The 17537-nt window shown below is 63.0% G+C and carries 10 protein-coding genes and 1 tRNA gene; 9 read left to right on the top strand and 2 right to left on the bottom strand.

The window, feature by feature from the left end; all coding sequences use genetic code 11:
- The first annotated feature begins 22 nt into the window (after window positions 1–22).
- From ACYX4S_RS12665 to ACYX4S_RS12655, 3 genes are read left to right on the top strand one after another with little or no spacing between them, the layout of a single operon-like run.
- The gene (locus tag ACYX4S_RS12665; protein ID WP_476360433.1) at window positions 23–2233 is read left to right on the top strand and encodes a heavy metal translocating P-type ATPase; all 2211 of its coding nucleotides are present in this window, start codon (window positions 23–25) and stop codon (window positions 2231–2233) included.
- A complete protein-coding gene (gene ccoS, locus ACYX4S_RS12660) occupies window positions 2233–2424 on the top strand; it encodes a cbb3-type cytochrome oxidase assembly protein CcoS (protein ID WP_293717707.1) in 192 nt (63 codons plus the stop codon). Before ACYX4S_RS12665 ends, ccoS begins: the two co-directional genes overlap by 1 nt.
- Before the next feature lie 51 nt (window positions 2425–2475).
- On the top strand, window positions 2476–2970 hold the full coding sequence (locus ACYX4S_RS12655) for a response regulator (RefSeq protein ID WP_293717705.1): 495 nt from the start codon (window positions 2476–2478) through the stop codon (window positions 2968–2970).
- Window positions 2971–3060: 90 nt separating this feature from the next.
- On the opposite strand, the gene ACYX4S_RS12650 is transcribed toward ACYX4S_RS12655, so the two are convergent.
- A complete protein-coding gene (locus tag ACYX4S_RS12650) occupies window positions 3061–3258 on the bottom strand; it encodes a hypothetical protein (RefSeq protein WP_476360432.1) in 198 nt (65 codons plus the stop codon).
- 348 nt (window positions 3259–3606) lie between these two features.
- Here ACYX4S_RS12650 and ACYX4S_RS12645 point away from each other — a divergent pair, with 348 nt between their 5' ends.
- From ACYX4S_RS12645 to ACYX4S_RS12635, 3 genes are read left to right on the top strand one after another with little or no spacing between them, the layout of a single operon-like run.
- Window positions 3607–3837, top strand: a complete 231-nt coding sequence (locus ACYX4S_RS12645; RefSeq protein WP_293717701.1) for a YtcA family lipoprotein — start codon at window positions 3607–3609, stop codon at window positions 3835–3837.
- A 3-nt stretch (window positions 3838–3840) separates the two neighbouring features.
- Window positions 3841–4893 (top strand): multidrug transporter subunit MdtN, encoded by a 1053-nt coding sequence (gene mdtN, locus ACYX4S_RS12640; protein ID WP_476360431.1) that lies wholly within the window; start codon window positions 3841–3843, stop codon window positions 4891–4893.
- Window positions 4883–6712: an FUSC family protein gene (locus ACYX4S_RS12635; protein ID WP_476360430.1), complete on the top strand. Its 1830-nt coding sequence runs from the start codon at window positions 4883–4885 to the stop codon at window positions 6710–6712. Before mdtN ends, ACYX4S_RS12635 begins: the two co-directional genes overlap by 11 nt.
- Window positions 6713–6750: 38 nt before the next feature.
- Here the strand turns inward: ACYX4S_RS12635 and ACYX4S_RS12630 are convergent, their stop codons facing one another.
- Window positions 6751–8286 carry a TolC family protein gene (locus ACYX4S_RS12630; protein ID WP_476360429.1) on the bottom strand — a complete coding sequence of 512 codons (1536 nt, stop codon included), beginning with the start codon at window positions 8284–8286 and terminating at the stop codon, window positions 6751–6753.
- A gap of 1791 nt (window positions 8287–10077) precedes the next feature.
- Here ACYX4S_RS12630 and ACYX4S_RS12625 point away from each other — a divergent pair.
- The 3 genes from ACYX4S_RS12625 to ACYX4S_RS12615 all read left to right on the top strand — a co-directional run bounded on the left by ACYX4S_RS12625 (window position 10078) and on the right by ACYX4S_RS12615 (window position 17485).
- Window positions 10078–10152, top strand: a tRNA-Thr gene (locus ACYX4S_RS12625).
- A 373-nt stretch (window positions 10153–10525) separates the two neighbouring features.
- A complete protein-coding gene (locus ACYX4S_RS12620) occupies window positions 10526–11731 on the top strand; it encodes an AGE family epimerase/isomerase (RefSeq protein WP_476360428.1) in 1206 nt (401 codons plus the stop codon).
- Between the two features lie 471 nt (window positions 11732–12202).
- Window positions 12203–17485: a glycosyltransferase family 9 protein gene (locus tag ACYX4S_RS12615; RefSeq protein WP_476360427.1), complete on the top strand. Its 5283-nt coding sequence runs from the start codon at window positions 12203–12205 to the stop codon at window positions 17483–17485.
- The last annotated feature ends 52 nt before the right edge of the window (window positions 17486–17537 follow it).

The following is a 17537-nucleotide window of genomic DNA, read 5'->3' as shown; positions in this document are numbered from 1 at the left end:
GACCCTGGCAAGGAGAGAGCCCATGAGCGCGCACGAGCGCGACTGGGATGCCTTCGTGACGCTGTCGCCCGAGGGCGTCGCCCACATGGATCTGGCGGTGGAGGGGGTGACCTGTGCCGCCTGCATGGTGGAGATCGAGCGCGGCCTGTCCGCGCGCGAGGGCGTGGAGCGCGCGCGTCTCAACCTGACCAGCCATCGCCTCGCGGTGGACTGGAAAGCCGGTGAAACGTCCGCCGAAACCATCGTCGAGACGCTGTCCAGGCTCGGCTATCGCGCCCATCCCTTCGACCCGGCGACGGTGCGCGCGCAAGCCGATGCGTCCGGCAAGGAACTGCTGCGCTGTCTCGCGGTCGCCGGCTTCGCCATGATGAACGTCATGCTTCTGTCGGTGTCCGTGTGGTCCGGCAATGCGTCGGGCATTTCGGCCGAGACACGCGACTTCTTCCACTGGCTGTCCGCGCTCATCGCCCTGCCTGCGGCCGCCTACGCGGGCCGCCCCTTCGTGCGCTCGGCGTTTTCGGCCCTTGCCGCGCGCCGGCTCAACATGGACGTGCCGATCTTCATCGGCGTGACGCTGGCGCTGTTCCTGTCGGTCATGCAGACGCTGCAATCCGCGCATCACGCCTATTTCGAATCCGCCGTGATGTTGCTCTTCTTCCTGCTGATCGGCCGTTACCTCGACCACATGATGCGCCGGCGCACACGCGACTTCGCCGAGAACATCGCCGCGCTGAAGGCCGAGACGGCGGTCGTCATGCGCCCCGACGGATCCTTGCGCGAAGTGCCGCTGTCCAAGGTCGAGCCGGGGCAGGAGATCTTCGTGCGCGCCGGCGAGCGCATCGCCCTCGACGGCGTGGTGGAAAGCGGAACCTCCGAGATCGACCAGAGCCTGGTGACCGGCGAAACGGCGCTGGCGGGTGTCGCGCCCGGAGCCCGTGTCTACGCCGGCACGCTCAACGCGTCCGCCAATCTGGTCGTGCGCGTGACGCTCGCCTCGGGTGCCACGCTGCTCGACGAGGTTACACGGCTGCTCGAGACGGCAAGCCAGGCCAAGTCGCGCTACGTGCGTCTCGCCGACCGGGCCGCATCCCTCTATTCGCCCTTCGTGCATCTTGCGGCCCTGTTCACCTTCCTTGGTTGGCTGGCCGCCGGGGCTGGCTGGCAGCAGGCGCTGGTCGTCGCCATTTCCGTGCTCATCATCACGTGTCCCTGTGCGCTGGGCCTTGCCATTCCGGCCGTGCAGGTGGTGATTTCCGGGCTCCTTTTCCGCTCCGGCGTGTTGCTGCATTCCGGCGACGCGCTCGAGCGTCTGGCCGAGGTCGACACCATCGTCTTCGACAAGACCGGAACCCTGACGCTCGCGGTTCCCGAACTCGTCGAGACGGAGGAGGCCGAGGTCGATGCGGGCGTTCGCGCGCTTGCCGGCCGACTGGCCCTGTCGAGCCGGCATCCGCTTGCCGCCGCCCTTGCCCGCGCCACCGATGCGCGGCAACCGCTCGACGATGTGAGCGAGGAACCGGGCGCGGGAGTGAAGGCCGTCCTGGAGGGGCGCGAGTTACGCCTCGGCAGCGCGGCCTTCTGCGGCCTTTCCGAGGACGATGCCGAAGAAATGCTGGCCCGCTGCCCCGGTGCGACGCTCATCGTCTTCCGGGACGGGGAGGGGGCACCCGTTCCCTTCCTGGTGGCGCAGCGCCTGCGTCCGGATGCAAGCGCCACCGTCGAGCGCCTGCGGGCTGTCGGCTACGGTCTCCAGATCCTGTCGGGAGACCGCGAGGCGCCGGTGGCGGAGGCTGCCAGGGCGCTTGGCATCGATGCCTGGTCCGCATCTCTGAAGCCCGCCGACAAGATCGCCCGGCTCGAGGCGCTGAAAGCGCAGGGGCACAAGGTCCTGATGGTCGGTGACGGGCTCAATGACGCTCCGGCACTTGCCGCTGCCAACGTGTCCCTGTCGCCGGTCACGGCGGTGCATGTGGCGCAGGCGGCGGCGGACGCGGTGTTTCTGGGCGACCGGCTGGCGCCGGTGGCCGAGGCGCTTCGGCTCGCGCGGCGGGCCCGCGGCGCCATGATGCAGAACCTCTGGTTTTCCACCCTCTACAACCTCGTGGCCGTGCCTTTCGCCGTGGCCGGTTTCGTGACACCGCTGCTGGCCGCGCTCGCCATGTCGCTGTCATCCGTGGTGGTGACGCTCAATGCCCTGCGCCTGCGGCTCGGGGCCAGTGACAGGTCCGTCTGATGGATGTTCTGATCTATCTCATTCCCGTTGCCCTTCTGCTCGGCCTGTTCGGCCTTGCCGGTTTCCTCTGGTCGCTCAAGACGGGCCAGTACGACGACCTGGAGGGCGCGAAATATCGCATTCTCTACGATGACGACCTGCCGGAGAGGCACGATGGCGGCACGCAGGGCAAAGAAAGTCGCGACAACTAACCGTTGCTTCAGATTTTTCGTGCCATAAGGGAGACGCTCTGGAGGTTTTTCGTGTCTCTCGATCTGGCATCGCTGACGTTTCTTCTCGTCGAGGACAGCGCTTACATGCGCACGATCCTGCGCACCATGCTGCAGGGGTTCGGCGCACGGCGCATCGTCGAGGCCGAGGACGGGGCCTCGGGCCTCGAGGCGATGGAGCGTGCCAACCCCGATATCCTGATTCTCGACTGGGTGATGCCGATCCTCGACGGCGCCGACATGGTGCGCATGATCCGCAACCCGCACAATCCCTTCGCCTATATCCCGATCATCATGGTGACCGGTCACACCGAGCGCAGCCGTATCATCGAGGCCCGCCGTCTCGGCGTGCATGAACTGCTGTCCAAGCCGATCTCGGCCAAGGCACTCTATCAGCGGGTCAGCTCGGTCATCATGCACCCGCGCGATTTCGTGAAGACGCCGAGCTACTTCGGCCCCGCACCGCGCGAGATCCGCAATCGTCAGAAGATCTGGCAGGGTGCGGACGGTGGCGGGCAGGCCGCCTGAGGCCCTGGCTGCCCAAGGCCCTGCCTGATTTCCCCCGACAAACGAAGCCGGACCGCTCCCGGCACGCACTCATGCGAGGGTGCGAAAGGCTCACTCCTCGTCGAGCAGCGACCGCTTTGTGCTCCCGGCCTGTTTCGGTGCGCCCTTGCGCCGGCGCAGGTTTGCGCGCAGGGCGGAGGCGAGACGGTCCTCGCGGGTGCCGGGGGCATCGGCCGCCCGCCGCGTCTTGCTTTCGGGCCCGTCGCCGGCGACGGGCTTTTCCGACGGAGACTTCGGCGTGTCGCTCATCTGGACCTCCATGACGGGTGGCTGCAGGCAGTACGCGCGCGCTTGCACGGACGCCTTTCCGCCTCGCGGGCAATAACGGGGAGGCGATAGCAGTTGGCCGAGGAAATGCCAACAAGCCCGCCCTTGGCCATGGCCTGTCTTGACGGGCTGGCGTCCGTGCCGCGAACGGCCGCTCCCGCACGCGGGACGGGAGCCTCGAAGCGGCGCGTGTTGCATGGCATCGGATGAAGGGAAACGCCTGCAGGTTCAGGGGGGGCACAAATTGCACCCCTGGACCAATCGTACTAAGGTTCGCGCTCTGCGTGCGGCCTCGCACTCGGCTATCTGCCTGAAGAACAGTGATCTGATGTGACGACATCGCCTGCCCTTACCAGTCTGGCTCCCTCGATTCCGCTCTTCGGGAGCTACTTTCCGGCGTGGCTGCTTTGCCTGTTCGCGGCCATTGTTCTGACGCTCGTGGCGCGGGCCCTGCTCGTTGCGACGGGGATCGACGACATCTTGCGCTGGAGGGTTCCCGTCTACATGAGCATGAGCCTCGCGTTCACCTATCTGTCCCTGACAGTGTTCTTTGGCCGCTGAACCATGCCCCTAGCTATAAAGTCAGGACGGCTCGCCGCCGTTGCCGGTGCAACGATCAGTCTCCTGATCATCGCGGCGGCGGCCGGTCTGGCCTATCGCAGCCATCTGATCTCGCAGGCCAATCCTCTGTCGGACGATGCTTCCGTGTTTGCCGATGTCACCCGGATGGCGACCAGCGTCGGCGGACGGGTGAAGGCTGTTCACGTCCAGGAAAATTCCTTCGTTCGAAAAGGCACCCTTCTTCTGGAACTCGAGGACACGGCCTATCGGTTGGCGGTCGAGCAGACCCGCGCGGACCTCGAGATCGCGGAGGCTGCGGTCAGCGACAGGTCCCGCAATATTCAGGCCGAACTCGCCAATGCGGATATTGCCGCGGAGCAGGTTGAACGGGCCCGCTCAAACCTGGATCTGGCAACGCAGTCGCTCGAGCGGCTGCAGCCCATGGCCGAAAAGGGATATGTCTCCGCCCAGCAACTGGACGATGCCCGCACGCTCAAGCGGGACGCCGAGGTCAGCCTCAGGGAAGCCCTTCGACAGCAGGATGCCGCACAGGCACTGGTGGGGGACGACCTCGCGGCGGAGGCACTGGTGCGTGCAAGGCGTGCCGCGGTTGCGATCGCGGAGCACGAGCTTGCCGGAACCAGGCTCTATGCCCCGCATGACGGCCACGTCGTGGGCGTGACGACCTCCGCCGGCGACTACACCTTGCCAGCGCAGTCCCTCTTCACCCTCATCCAGAGCGACGTCTGGTACGTCAACGCCAATTATACCGAGACCGTCATTCCCGGGATCGCCGCCGGCGATTGTGCCTCCGTTCATGTGCTCGCCGACCGCGATCGGGTGATCAGGGGAGTGGTCGAGAGTGTTGGCTGGGGCATTGGCTCCAAGGACCTGATCAACCTTCCCGTCTCCTTGCCGATCGTGCCGAAGTCGCTCGAATGGGTTCGGGTCCAGCAGCGTTTCCCCGTGCGGATTCGCCTTTTCGATCCGCCTGCCGACCTGATGCGCGTCGGCGCGTCCGCCGTGACGACCATTCATCGCGACAATGCCTGCTGAAGGGCCGGTCTCCAGCATGGTCGCGCAGGCCTGGCGCGATCTTCAACCTTTCGAGGGGAGGTTCGGTCAGGCTTGGCGGGTTGCCCTTCTGTGTGCCCTGGTGACCGGCGTCGCCATGGCCTACCGGATCCCGGAGCCGGCGATAAGCTGCTACCTGGTCATTTTCCTGATGAAACGCGATGCAGTCATGAACTGCCTGCTCGGCGCCGGTCTGATCGCCCTGGCTTCCCTGGTGGTTCTGGCCATGATTCCGGTCATCAACCTGAGCATCGACAGTCCTGCCCTCCGGTTGGCGATCATGTTCTTCACGTCCTACGTCTTTCTGTTTCTCAGTTCGACGACCCCTCTGGGGGAACAGGCGGCGATCGTGGGATTGATTGTCGCTTTCATCATGACGCTTGTGACCGACGTTCCGGTCGGGCAGATCGGGGATCAGGGCCTTCTCGCGGCGTGGAAGATGGCCTGCATGCCGATGGCGCTCATGATCCTGTTCAATCTCGTTTTTGGAACGCCGTCGCAGGTTCTCGTGCGCGAGCGGATCGTCGATCGCTTGCGGTCGTCTGCCGACGCACTGGAAAACGATGGCGAGAGCGCAAAGCTCACCGAGCTTCTGGCCGAGGGCAACGACGAGTCGCTGAAGCAGATGCTGCTCGTGAAGCTTCTTCACCTGGTTCCGCGCGACGAAGCGCGCTGGCTGAACGGTGCGGTCGAGACCAGCTACAGGATCGCGCTTGCGGCTCAGGCCCCCGGCGAGGCTATCCTTGCGGACAGGCGCGGGATGCTGGCTGCCCGGTTGCGGGATGTCGCGGATCTGGTCTCGAAACGGACGTTTCCTATTTTCGCTCCCGCGCAGGACGCCGAACAGCAGCCGTCAACTCCCGTCGAAGGTGCCCTGCGGTCGGCGCTGAACAGCCTCGCCCACCCCGATGCCGGCGCCAGTCCCAAGCCGGAGCCCGAGCCGCTGCTTGCCGCTGACGCCTTTTCAGCGCCGCGGCATCAGCTCTATGCGCTCAAGACCTCGATCGCTGCCGTTGTCTGCTATCTCATCTATACCGGCATAGACTGGAACGGCATCCATACCGCGATGATTACCTGCTACGTCGCTGCGCTTGGCACGACCGGAGAGACCGTCCGCAAGCTGACCCTCCGGATTGCCGGGTGTCTTGTCGGAGCCGCCATGGGTGCCGCCGCGCTTCTGTTCGTGATGCCGAACCTCACGGATGTGGGAGGGCTGATGGTCCTCGTCTTCTGCGCCGTTCTCATTGCGGGATGGGTTTCGTCCGGCAGCGAGCGCATTTCCTACGCCGGTGTCCAGATCGCGCTGGCTTTCCTGCTCACGACATTGAACGGGTTCGGCCCCAGTTTCGAATTTTCGCAGGCGGGAAACCGGATTGTCGGTATTTTCCTGGGAATTTTCGTGATCTTCGTGATCTTCACCCAGTTCTGGCCGGTGAGCATCGTCAACAGGTTGCGCTTGCGGCTCCTGACGAGCGCGAACGCACTTGTCGATCTTGCCAGACAGTCCCCGGATGCCCGTATGGCCGACATCGCGGCCTCCTCGAAGATCCTCTCAAGCCTCGAGGAGGCCCCCAATCTCCTGAGTATGGCGTATTTCGAGCCGCGCCGGCAACGGGCGAGCGACGGGCAACTTGCCCGGCTCGCGACGCTTCGCCGGGACCTTGAAGCGATCTATCGTCACATACGCTTCCAGGAGAGGGTTTCCGAAGACGTCGCGGCAAGGCTGGATGAGATCCGCCGCGAGCTTCAAGAACAGTCCATTGGTGCTCCCAGGCCCGTTCTGCTCGCCCAACGAACATAGTCTTCAAGGGAGCCCTGGCATCCGGCCCGGGCTACCTCCTAGCGCAGGGCCTCTTCCGGGGCGGAGCTGGACGTCATGTTGCCCAGCATGAACGCGAGGGACGATGCGGCAAGAAGGGAGGCCGCATGTGCATCTGCCTGTGCCTCCCGGGCATCGAGGAGGGAACTGTCGGCGGCGGTGACATCCGTGAGCGTTCCAAGACCGTTCTGGTACGCTTCGAAAGCCGCATTGTAGGTGACGGTCGAGGCCCTGCGCAGTTCCGATGCCGCTTCATAGGAGGCAAGCGCGGATCTGAGCGAGTTGGACGCGAGAAGGATCTCCCGGATGGAGGCCTCCCTGGTTTGCCGATGAAGTGCGGCGGCGGCCCGCGTCGCGGATGCAGCCTGACGTTGGCGGTTCTTGCGGATCTGACCATCGAATATGGGAACGGTAACGCCAAGCATCACGCCGCTTGCCGTATTCTGCAGGCCGACGCCCGGCAAGCCGCCTGCCTGCACGCTCCCCTGATTGGCGGCCGCGACGGCGCCCAGATAGACCTTCGGCAAAAAGGCTGCGGCGGCCGCGCGTTCATTCGCCTGGCTCGCCTTCAGGGCAGCATAGCTCGCCAGAACGTCGGGACGTCGCGACAGGGCCTGCCGGATGACCTTGTCCGTGGGTTCCACGCGCGTGCCCGGCAATCGGCGGTTCGTGGACGAGGCCACCTTAATTCGCACATTCGGTGCCAGGCCAACGGCACCGGTCAGACCCTGATACGCATCGTCGAGACCGTCTTGCGCCTGTACGAGCCTGAAACGGGATTGCGCAACCAGTTGTTTTGCCTGGGCAACCTCTATGCTGGTCCCGATGCCGCTGGAATACCGTCCCTGCGCGGCCGCCAGTATCTTGCGGCTGTTGCGAAGTGAGTATTCGGCAATTCCGCTTTTTTGTCTGGCAACGCCATAAAGGTAGTAGGCTCTTGTGATGTTGTGAATGAGAGCCTGATGCGTTCCGTTGAAAGAAACATTCGCGGCGAAGGCGGTTTGTTTGGCGGCGTCCAGAAGTGCCTGCCGCTCGCCGAAATCGAAGAGCAGCCATTGCAGGGCGATGCTTGGAACGACGCCACTCGCCTTGGTCGATACATAGTCGGTGCCCCCGAAGGGCGTGGGGAGCGGGGTCGTGACGTCCTGGTATCCGGCGATCACATTGGCCGAAATCATGGGAAGGAATGTGCCTTCCGCGATACCAACGGCGGCAGCGGCCTGGCGAGCCTGCTCCCAGGCCACCCGCGTCGAGGGGTGAGATCGCTGACCTAGATCGATCAACTCGGAAAGCGTGTAGACCTTGCCACCCTGGATCCGGATCCGGGGAGTGGCCGATGTTCTCGCGAGCGTGTCGTCGACGGGGCCTTGAACGGCGAAGCTTCCACTGTCGCCGGCTGGTCCCCACGGTTTGTCGGGTGCGGAGGAGGTCAACTCGGACGGGTCGCTCAGGCACCCGCTCAACAGCACACAACCGAACAGAAGAACCGCATGCCTCGCATGTGTCGATTTCATGAAACTCACGCTAAATTCATGTTTCTGTCCGCCGACTTGCAATGAACCACAGGATCAATCTGTTGCACAACCCGTTGAGGTTTTTCAGTCGCCCGGGATCATGAGGGGCCCCGCGTCCGGCGCCAGAGGCATGTCAACTCAACGTCTCTCGAACGTTGGAGAGGGGCAAGGCATCGCCGGACCTCTTCGGAGCCCTCCCATGAAGGTGCATTGCTCATTGGCGGACCTCGGTTGCTAGTTTTCCCTTTTGGCGAATTAACTTAGAGAAAAAAGCATATATTTGCATAATATTTATTGAGCATAGGAAGCCATATAGCGCGCAAAATATTGGAAGAATAAGAGGGCTATTAAAACCTCTTGCTAGATGAGAGGTATTTTTTACAATTCTCTCATCAGACGTAAAGAGAACAGATCCAAATATAAAAGTAATGAAGATGACATATAGGATATAGTATAGCGAAAATATGTTAACAGGCCTGTATGCGGAAGGGGTACTAGCCATCTCACTCCTGTATTTTTGAGAAAAGGTTATTGATTGAAATAATACAAGAATTGAAGATAATGTTATTGCTGTTGTATAATATATTGCATGGGTAGTGCCGATGGTCATTATTTGACCGTATCGTACTTCTAATATTGGTGCGAATTGTATTATGTGGCGTGATATTTCTTTCATATCATTTTCTGTGAGAAAATTTTTCATTAATAGGTATGCTATATGTACAGCTGCGACGTATGCCGTGATTGGTGTAAAGATCCTGAGGGGGGTGAAATAGAGATCGAAGCCTGGGTAGTCGCCGTCCCTGATGGGGGCATTTTTTGCTAACTTTTCAAAAAAGTATTTGATTTTATGAAGCATAAATACCGCCGATCTCCGTGAGTTTATTGGGGGAACTCGTCCGGTCCTTCCATAAGTGCCTACGCCATTTCTCAGCCCGGTTACAGGCTATGGTCATTGCCACATCGTACTGCGTCGGCAGCCATCCTGGAGAATTCCAAACTCGCAGCAACCTTACCCGCCCGTCGATTCCGACAGCTCCGTCACTTCGTAAGGAGCATTTCCGTCTTTGTTGCCGAGTGCAATCCGTACGTGCAAGTTTTCGCAGGCGATGGTGCTTTGCGTTGATTGCTTGTGAAGCTTTTTTGATGGGGGTGGGCTTTTCGTGGGCAGGCAGCAAAAAGACAAATCGCGGGGAGGGGCTACATGACGGACACTCGCCAACGCACAAGATGGCGTTGGCGAGTGTCCGCCAGCGTCTTGAGTTAAATTGGTTGTTTGTTGCGGGGGGGGGCTGCGTGCAATGCCGCCAGTGGGTCTGTCGGAGGCGGCTTTTCGAGTACCCGGAAAATGATGCCACCGCCTCCCGAGGTTTGAAAATCATTTCCCGTTCGTGTCGAAAGGCCCGGTGTAGGCCATTACCTTTCAAAATCTCTGTGGAACACTGATCGTGTTGGCTGCAAAGTTTGCACGTTTGAACAAGGTGGCCATAGCAGAATCGTGGACGAAAACGACGCTGCTCAGCCCCACGGGCATTCCGACTTCCGCAATTCGAGAGCCGCAAGATCGCCGCTTGAACACCTCCCGCGGACGGGGCCTGCACTCCGCTGATCTATACCGCGAGGTGTGCCAAAGGCTCTGACGACGGATAAAGATTGTAGGGACATTGCGTGAACAATGCTGTTTGGATGTCGTACGAGATGGCCGGCCCGATCCCCGCGCGCTCATGAAAAGTCCGGTTGGATGGCGACCGGCGAGGGGATGAAAATTTCCCACAAGGAGAACCCCGAACCGGCTTGACGGCTTGGGTTTTACGCCTTACACCCGCGCACATCGCTGCCGTAGCTCAGGGGTAGAGCACTCCCTTGGTAAGGGAGAGGCCGAGAGTTCAAATCTCTCCGGCAGCACCATTTTGTTCCCATCAAATCCTGTTTTGTATCTGTACTCGGACGCATGCATGCGTGCGGAGACTTGCAATGGCATGTGCAGAACAGCATGTGCTGCCGCGCAGGATCCGGCAGTTCCTCCCGGGCCAGCTTCAAACCGCAAGCAGCAAGTCGTCAGGGAAGGTGCGGGGACGCCAGCGGGGCGGTGTGCGCCTCGTCGGTCGGTCGGCTGGTGTTTCTGAACATGCCTATGTTATCTCACAAGGAAAGGTTCCACTCTTCGTTGCGCTGAAGGCATGTGCCGCAACGAAACGCGGGACCGTGCAAGCGTGACAGGCGCAAGGTGGCCAGCGCGCAACGGGAAGCGAGCCGGCGACCGGGCGGGGAGAGGCATTCGATGGATCAAGACGCGCATATCGCCTGGCTTCGTGCCGCGAGCGAGCGGTGTACCCGGTGGTTGTCTGACGATGCGATGCCGCAATGGACCGGCCTGGGCATCGACCCCGCTGACGGGGGATTTCTGGAGGCCATCGATCCCGCCGGGCCGCATGCCGTTATCGCTCCGCGCCGCGGGCGGGTTCAACCCCGGCAGATCTATGCAGTGATCGAGGCGGGGCGGCTTGGCTGGACCGGCGACTGGGCCGCGATCACGGGCCGCGCGCTGGACTGGTATCTTGCGCATTTCAGGCTTCCCGACGGAACGTTCGCCGACCTCGTTGCCCCCGACGGTGCAATGCTGGACACGCGGTTCGACCTGTACAATCAGGCCTTTGCCCTGTTCTCACTGGCCCATGCATCCGCCGCGCTGCCGTCCCGTCGCGGAGAGTTCGAACCGATCGCCCGCTCGTTGCTCGAAAGACTGGAGGCGCACTATCGGCATCCGCAGGCGGGCTTCGAGGAGAGCTGCCCGCCGAGCTTGCCACTGCGCGCCAACCCGCACATGCATCTTCTGGAGGCGACCCTCGCCTGGGAAGACATATCCGACGACACCGAGTGGAGCAGGGTCACCGACGAAATCATGGAACTGGCGCTGGCCCGGTTCGTTGATCCGCTGACGGGAGCCTTGAAGGAGTTCTTTGCGTCCGACTGGCGTCCCATGCCCGACGACAGCGGACGCCAGGTCGAGCCGGGCCATCAGTTCGAGTGGGCCTGGCTTGCGCTTGTCTGGTCACGGCGGCGCGGGCGTGCCGATGCCGCGATCGCCGCTCGCCGGTTGTTCGCGATCGGCGAAACCTGGGGCATCTGTCCCCGGCGGAAGGTCGCGGTTCTGGAGCTGAACGACGACTTTTCCGCGCGGGCTCCCATTGCCCGGCTGTGGGGGCAGACGGAATGGATCAAGGCGGCGCTGGCGCTGGCGCGTGTCTCCCAGGGGGCGGAGCGTGCGCACTATCTGGCTTCCGCGTGCCGGGCGGTCGAGGCACTGGAAATGTTCTTCCTGGAAAGCCCGACCGGCTTGTGGCGCGACAAGCTGCAAGAGGATGCCCGCTTCGTCGAGGAGCCGTCGCCGGCGAGTTCGCTCTATCATATCGTCTGTGCGATATCCGAACTGAACAGAGCCTTTGCGCCGGGTGGCTTTCTCTCAAAGCCCTCCTTGACAGTATAAAGTTTGTGGAGCGGTGCACGCGCCGCTGCCGGCCTCCCTGATTTCGCCGGAAAATGATGCCCAAAACCATCCCGTGACCGGAAGGCGAAGGAAGGACGTCCGCCATGCGGCGGCGTCCGCACATGGCTGGATGCGGTCTTTCCAATGTCGCGGAAGACGAGATGAGGTTGTGGGGCGCGGGGTTTTCCACTGTGTGTGGAGCGGATGTTGCCGTGCGGAAACGAAGTCTGTTGTGCAGCAGCAAATACGATAGGGTTCGGCAACGCGAATCTTGCCGCAGAACGTTTCATTGTCGGATCGGGTGAGGATTGCCGGTAGAGCGATGGGAGAGACGATCTCGTGATCAAAACGCTGCCGAGGATTGCGCGCTATGGCATCCGCAGCCGTCACTTCTGGCTGTCCCGCGTTGCATCGTTGGCTCTTGTCCGGTTGTATCCCCGGCGCCATGAAGGATGGCGGCTGAGGCTTGAAGTGGCCTCGAAGTCCGGCAGCGACGTCGGCGAGTGCGTCCGCTTGTACCTGGAGGCACTGGCGCGCAACAAGCTGGACGACAAGGCGAAAACGATCCAGGCGTCGCATCTCCTCAATCTGTGCATTCGAAAAGGGGGCGGTGCTTCCGTCAATGTCGGATGGCGGCCGGGACTGGGAAGTCCGAGGTCATCCGAAGCGCCCGGCCCGCTGGAAGCGATTGAAGAGGCGACGGCGCTCGTCGCCGCCAGACAGGCGATGTCGCCGGAGTATGCGGTCTCGACAGGCCGGCTGATCGGGGACCTGCTTCGTGCGAAACCGGCCGAGGAGGCCGCCGTTGCCGAGGCCGTCGCAAGGTTGACCTTGGCTAGCGTGGAGGCCTTGGCTCCCTCTGAGATACGGTTGGCCAAACCCCGGCGTATCGTCGGGCTCTACATCCTGCAGGGTGTTCTGGCACCGGCGGACGCGCAGGGAGCCGACGCACTTGGCGGTCACCTTGCGACGGCCGTCGTCCAGGGGCTACAGCAGGCGGACTTGAGCGTTTTCGGTACTCGCGAGAAGGGCCGGGTCTCGACCGGTCTTGTGAACTGGATCCGCCGGACCGGCCGCTCCGCCGCGCACAGCCGCATTCTCGAGCAGGCCCGGCAATCGGTCGAAACGACCATCGGCGGTCCTCAGAAGGCGGATGCCGCCTTTGCGGCCGGAGACCACGCCAGGGCGCTCGACCTCTACGCGGCCCTGTTCTCCGCAAGGCCGCAGGATCGGCGAAGCCTTGACCGCATGACGGCTTGCCTGAAGGCGATGAAACACCCCGATGCGGCCAGACGTCTTGCCGATCTTGCCGGGCCGGCCATTGCGACCGTGAAGAAAAACGAGGTCCTGCTTCATCGGCTCGCGATCGCCATGGCATCGCTGGAAGGTGAGGGGCGGCATCTGAAATCCCCCAACAGGCTTCAGGCCGAGGATTTTCTCGATGCGGCCCTGCGACGCGAGCCTGGTGATGCGGGTCTGTGGAGCGAACGCGTCTACATCCACCTCTCCCGGCTGGAATTCAGCGAGGCCGAGGCGGTGATCGCCGACATGGCAAAGGCCTGTTCCGGCGATCCGCTGATTCCCGTTCTGAAAAGTGTCGCGGCCCGCATGGCCGGACGGCTGGATGAGGCCGTCGATCATGCCGAAGAGGCGGTGTCCCATCCGCAGGTGAAGATGACGCAGGCGGCGCTGAGATACGGCGATGCCTTGCGGGCGCGCGGCCAGATTGCCGCTGCGGAGTTGGCCTACGGTCTCGCGGTGGAGAGTGCGCCCGGCAATGGCGAATCCCGGCGCAAGCGCGCTGAGATGCGGATTGCTCTTGGTGCCGTCGCGGCCGCCGCGCAACTGAACGAACCCTCGGCGCTTGATGACGTCCTTGCCGGTACGCTCGATACTCCGACGCAGCCGCGAGACGTGCATCTTGTCGTTCGTGCCGACGATGGCTTTCCACCTCTCGGGCAGGTGTTGGAGGAGGCCGGGTCGTCCGGCTTCATCGTGCTGGCATCACGGGAGATCGATGCGGAGGCCGTGGACACGCTCGTGCGGGAGGCGCGGGACAGCGTCGGCCTGACCTATCTGGCAGCCCCGGAGAATGAGCCGTTCCAGTCCGTGCCGGATGTCTCGCGAGCCCATGCCGTCGCCCTGCGCCGGGCCGATCTCGCGCTGGCCGGCGAACAGGCAGGCTCCTTCGCATCGCTTTCCGAGATCCTGCAGGTCGCGGCAGCTGCATTGAATGCCCAGTTCGTACCTGGAGGATTGAACGGATCGTCCGCGACGCCGGGCCTGGAGCGGGTTTTCGCCGTCGAGGAAAGCGGTGAGGGAAGCCAGCGTGTTCTGGGCTTGAAGGCCGCACCCGCTGTCGATGCGGGACGTGTCCTGTGCGCCGATGCCTCCCTTGCGGAAGCGGACGGGCGCGAATTCATCGAACCGGGCACATTGCGCGCTGCGTCTTTTGCCGATCCCGCGTCGCCTGTCGTCGTTGGCTGGCGGAACCTGTCCGAACCGCTGGATCTGGCCGGTTTGCGCGCGCCATTGATCATCAGTCTGGACGGGCTTCCGCAGGTCGAGCGGGAAGCGCTTGCGTCCGACGAGGCCCTTGCGCGGAACTGGCGTCTGCTTTTGAACCGGGCCGCATCGGTGATCGTGACCGACGTGGCGGTCGAGCATTGGCTGGAAGACACCTTCCGGATCGGTACCGCGGTCAGCGAGACCGCAGAGAAGGGGCTCGACCGCGCGCTTTCCTTCCTCGGTCGCCGTTTCCTGCTCATGATCGGTGCGGGGATCGGCAACATGCTGCTCTCCACGCCGCTGATCCGCTTCCTCCACGCACGGCTCGGCGTTCCGGTGGACATCTGCGTTCACTCGAAGGTCGGGGTGGCACATGAGCTGTTCGGCGAGAGCGATCATGTGAACCTCGTCTATCACGCCGGAGCGAGCCTCGGCGGTCGCGACTATGACCACGTGTTTCAGGCATCGACCATGGGCGCGATGGCGATGCCCGCGTTTGCGCCTCGGGTGTTCTTCCAGCGTGCCGTCTATGACTTTTATGGCACGACCCGCTACATGTCGGAGGCGCGCTACTACTTCAATGGCCTGTCGACCTTCCTGGAATGCGACCCCAGGGAAACGGATGCGGAGATCGTTCCGTTTGTTCGCGGGTTCGACGAGCCCGCGCATGGAACGAGTGCGCCCAAGCCGACGAACGGCGCGAAGGTCGCCATCGCGGCCGGCCGGAGCGGGGCGATCTGGGGCAATCGTCAGTGGCCGCATTTTGCGCAACTGGCGCAGGACCTGTCCGATGTCGGCGTCATCGCCCACAGTGTCGGCGGACCGGGAGAGGCGATCGCCGGATGCATCGATCTGACCGGCTTGAAACTGCGTGACTCCATCGAGCGCCTGCGCGAGATGGATGTGTTCGTCGGAGCGGATGGCGGCGCCTTCCATATCGCCGACGCGCTTCAGGTGCCCACCGTCGTGATCTTCGGGCCGACAGGCGTGCTCAAGAACGGGCCGATGGTGCCTTCGGCATCCGTGATGCGATCCACGCGGTCCTGTTCGCCCTGCCAGTTCCGCAAGGAGTTTACCTCCTGCAACGCCCCCATGTGCATGTCCGATGTCACCTTGGCATCCGTGCTCAGCGAGGTTCTCGACAAGATCCGGCTTGGCGGGACGCACGTCGGTAACAGTCTTTCGCGTGCGATCGAGATGGAGGTCGAGCGCCGCGGGGTCCTGGTTCGGGAGCCATATCAGGCCCAGTTCGCCGCCGACTCCTTCTCGCTCTATCCGTATCTTTCGGGGAAATGGTCGGACCCGTTCAAGGCGCTGGTTGGGCGCAAGCGCATGGACCGGGCGCGTCAGGTGCTCGACTGGCGTGTGCGGACGGCCGGCGTCGATGATGAACTGCGCTATGAGCGTGCGCGTTTTTCCTATGTCGCGCGCGACTACGACACCGCGATCACCTATTGTCTCGACGACATCGGTCGCGTCGAGCGGCCCTGGGTGTTGCGCAACATCCTCCTCAGAAGTCACATCGCGCGTGGCGAGGCGGAGACCATCGTTTCTCTGTGGCGCTCGTGGGATGTCGATGAGGAGGTTCCCGAGGATCGCATCGCCTGGGTCGAGGCCGCGACGATTGCCTTGCGCGCCTTTGCCTCCCTTGGAGAGGGGCAGGAGGCCGCTCGTTTGAAGGACAGGCTCCTGGTTGCGGCGCGGGGCGACGGCGGCCCGCTTGCGACGTTGAAGCAGGAACTCGGCGTAACGCTGCCCAAGACGCTGCCCAAGACGCTGGCGCAGGTCGTGGTGCGACTGGACGACACGCCCTACAGGCTGCCACATACCCGTTTCGATCCACCGGAAGGGAAGCTGGCCTTTGCTCTCGTGGGAGACTGGACCTCCCGGCCGGAGGAACTTGCCGCCTTCAACGAGGAAGTCGACGTCTTCTGCCTGAAACCCGGCGAACTGAAGAGCGAGGAGATCGCGGGCAGGATGGACTTCGTCATCATGCGGGAGGATGCGGTTGACAAGGCTGCTCTCGCTGGCACGTGGGAGCGGCTCGACATGGCGGCTTCCTGCCGCGATGCCGAAGGGCGCGAACTGGCCCTTTTCGCGAACGCGCGGGGCGGGAAACAGGACGGCGCGGCTGCCTCCCTGTCCGACCTCCTGCGGCAACACGGTGTTGCGCGTCCTGTCACGGGCGGAAAGCGGCTGCTCTTCGCGGCGCATCACCACCTTGAGAAGCATAATCCGCGCGGTGGAGAACGTTCCACGCGGGCCATCGTCCAGCAGCTCAAGGAGGAAGGGTACGAGGTTCTTGTTGTCGTCGAGAACAAGAAGACCGCCGAGGCCTGCCTGGATGAAACGGACCTCTGCCGGTATGTGGTGGCCGGTCAGTATGTCTTCGCGGACACGCTGGCGGCCGCCATCGCCGGCTGGCGCCCGGACGGAGTGTTGACCTATGGCGGCGCGGGTCTCGCTGCAGTGCAGGTCTGCCAGGCGACGGATGTTCCCTATATCTTCTTCCCGCGCGATTGGGGGGAGATCTGCCCCAAGCCCTATGTCGACCTGCTGGACCGGTCGCCGGTTCGCAATGAAAAATCGCTGTACAGGTCGGCCTATGCCGGCGCGTTCAGGATCATCACCAACGCGCGCTATGTCGCCCAGGTGCTGAAACGGCTCTATGACGTCGACGCCACGACTTCCTATGTTCCCGTTACGCCGCCACCGGGTGCTGCCGGGATCAGGCCCCTCGCGGAACGCTCCGAGATCCTCCTGATCAATGCATCCAAATGGCGCGGCGGCGACCTCGTCCGCCAGTTGGCGGCCAACCGTCCCAACTGGAGGTTTCGTGTCATCGGAGGGGACGGGAAGCCGTTCCCGGCGAATGTGCGGGTTGATCCCTTCTTCGATGGCGCCGATTTTTCCAGCATGTACGAGAACGCCAGGGTTTTCCTTTTCCCGCTTGGAAACGAGGACCCTTGCGGAACCGGTCGTGTGGTGTTCGAGGCGCTGATCTGCAGGACGCCGACGATCTCGACGGATCGCGGTGGAATGAAGGAAGTGCTTCCGCCCAGATGGCTGGCGCCGGACGACAACGTCGATACCTGGCTCGAGCTGCTGGACCGCACGATGTCGGAGGATGTCGGCGATGCCGAGTTTGAAAGACTGATGGAACCTTTCGACGTCGAGACGCAGTTGAAATGTGTGTCCGATGCGGTCGCCGACCTTGTCCGGACCAAAGAGATGCAGCCAGGCTGAACCTGCTTGCGGACATCGATCCGTCCTCGGGATCTCTCCTGCGGACGGCGGA

Source organism: Stappia sp. ABD4_338, from assembly GCF_056312175.1.
This window is presented reverse-complemented; position numbering and strand designations above follow the sequence as displayed.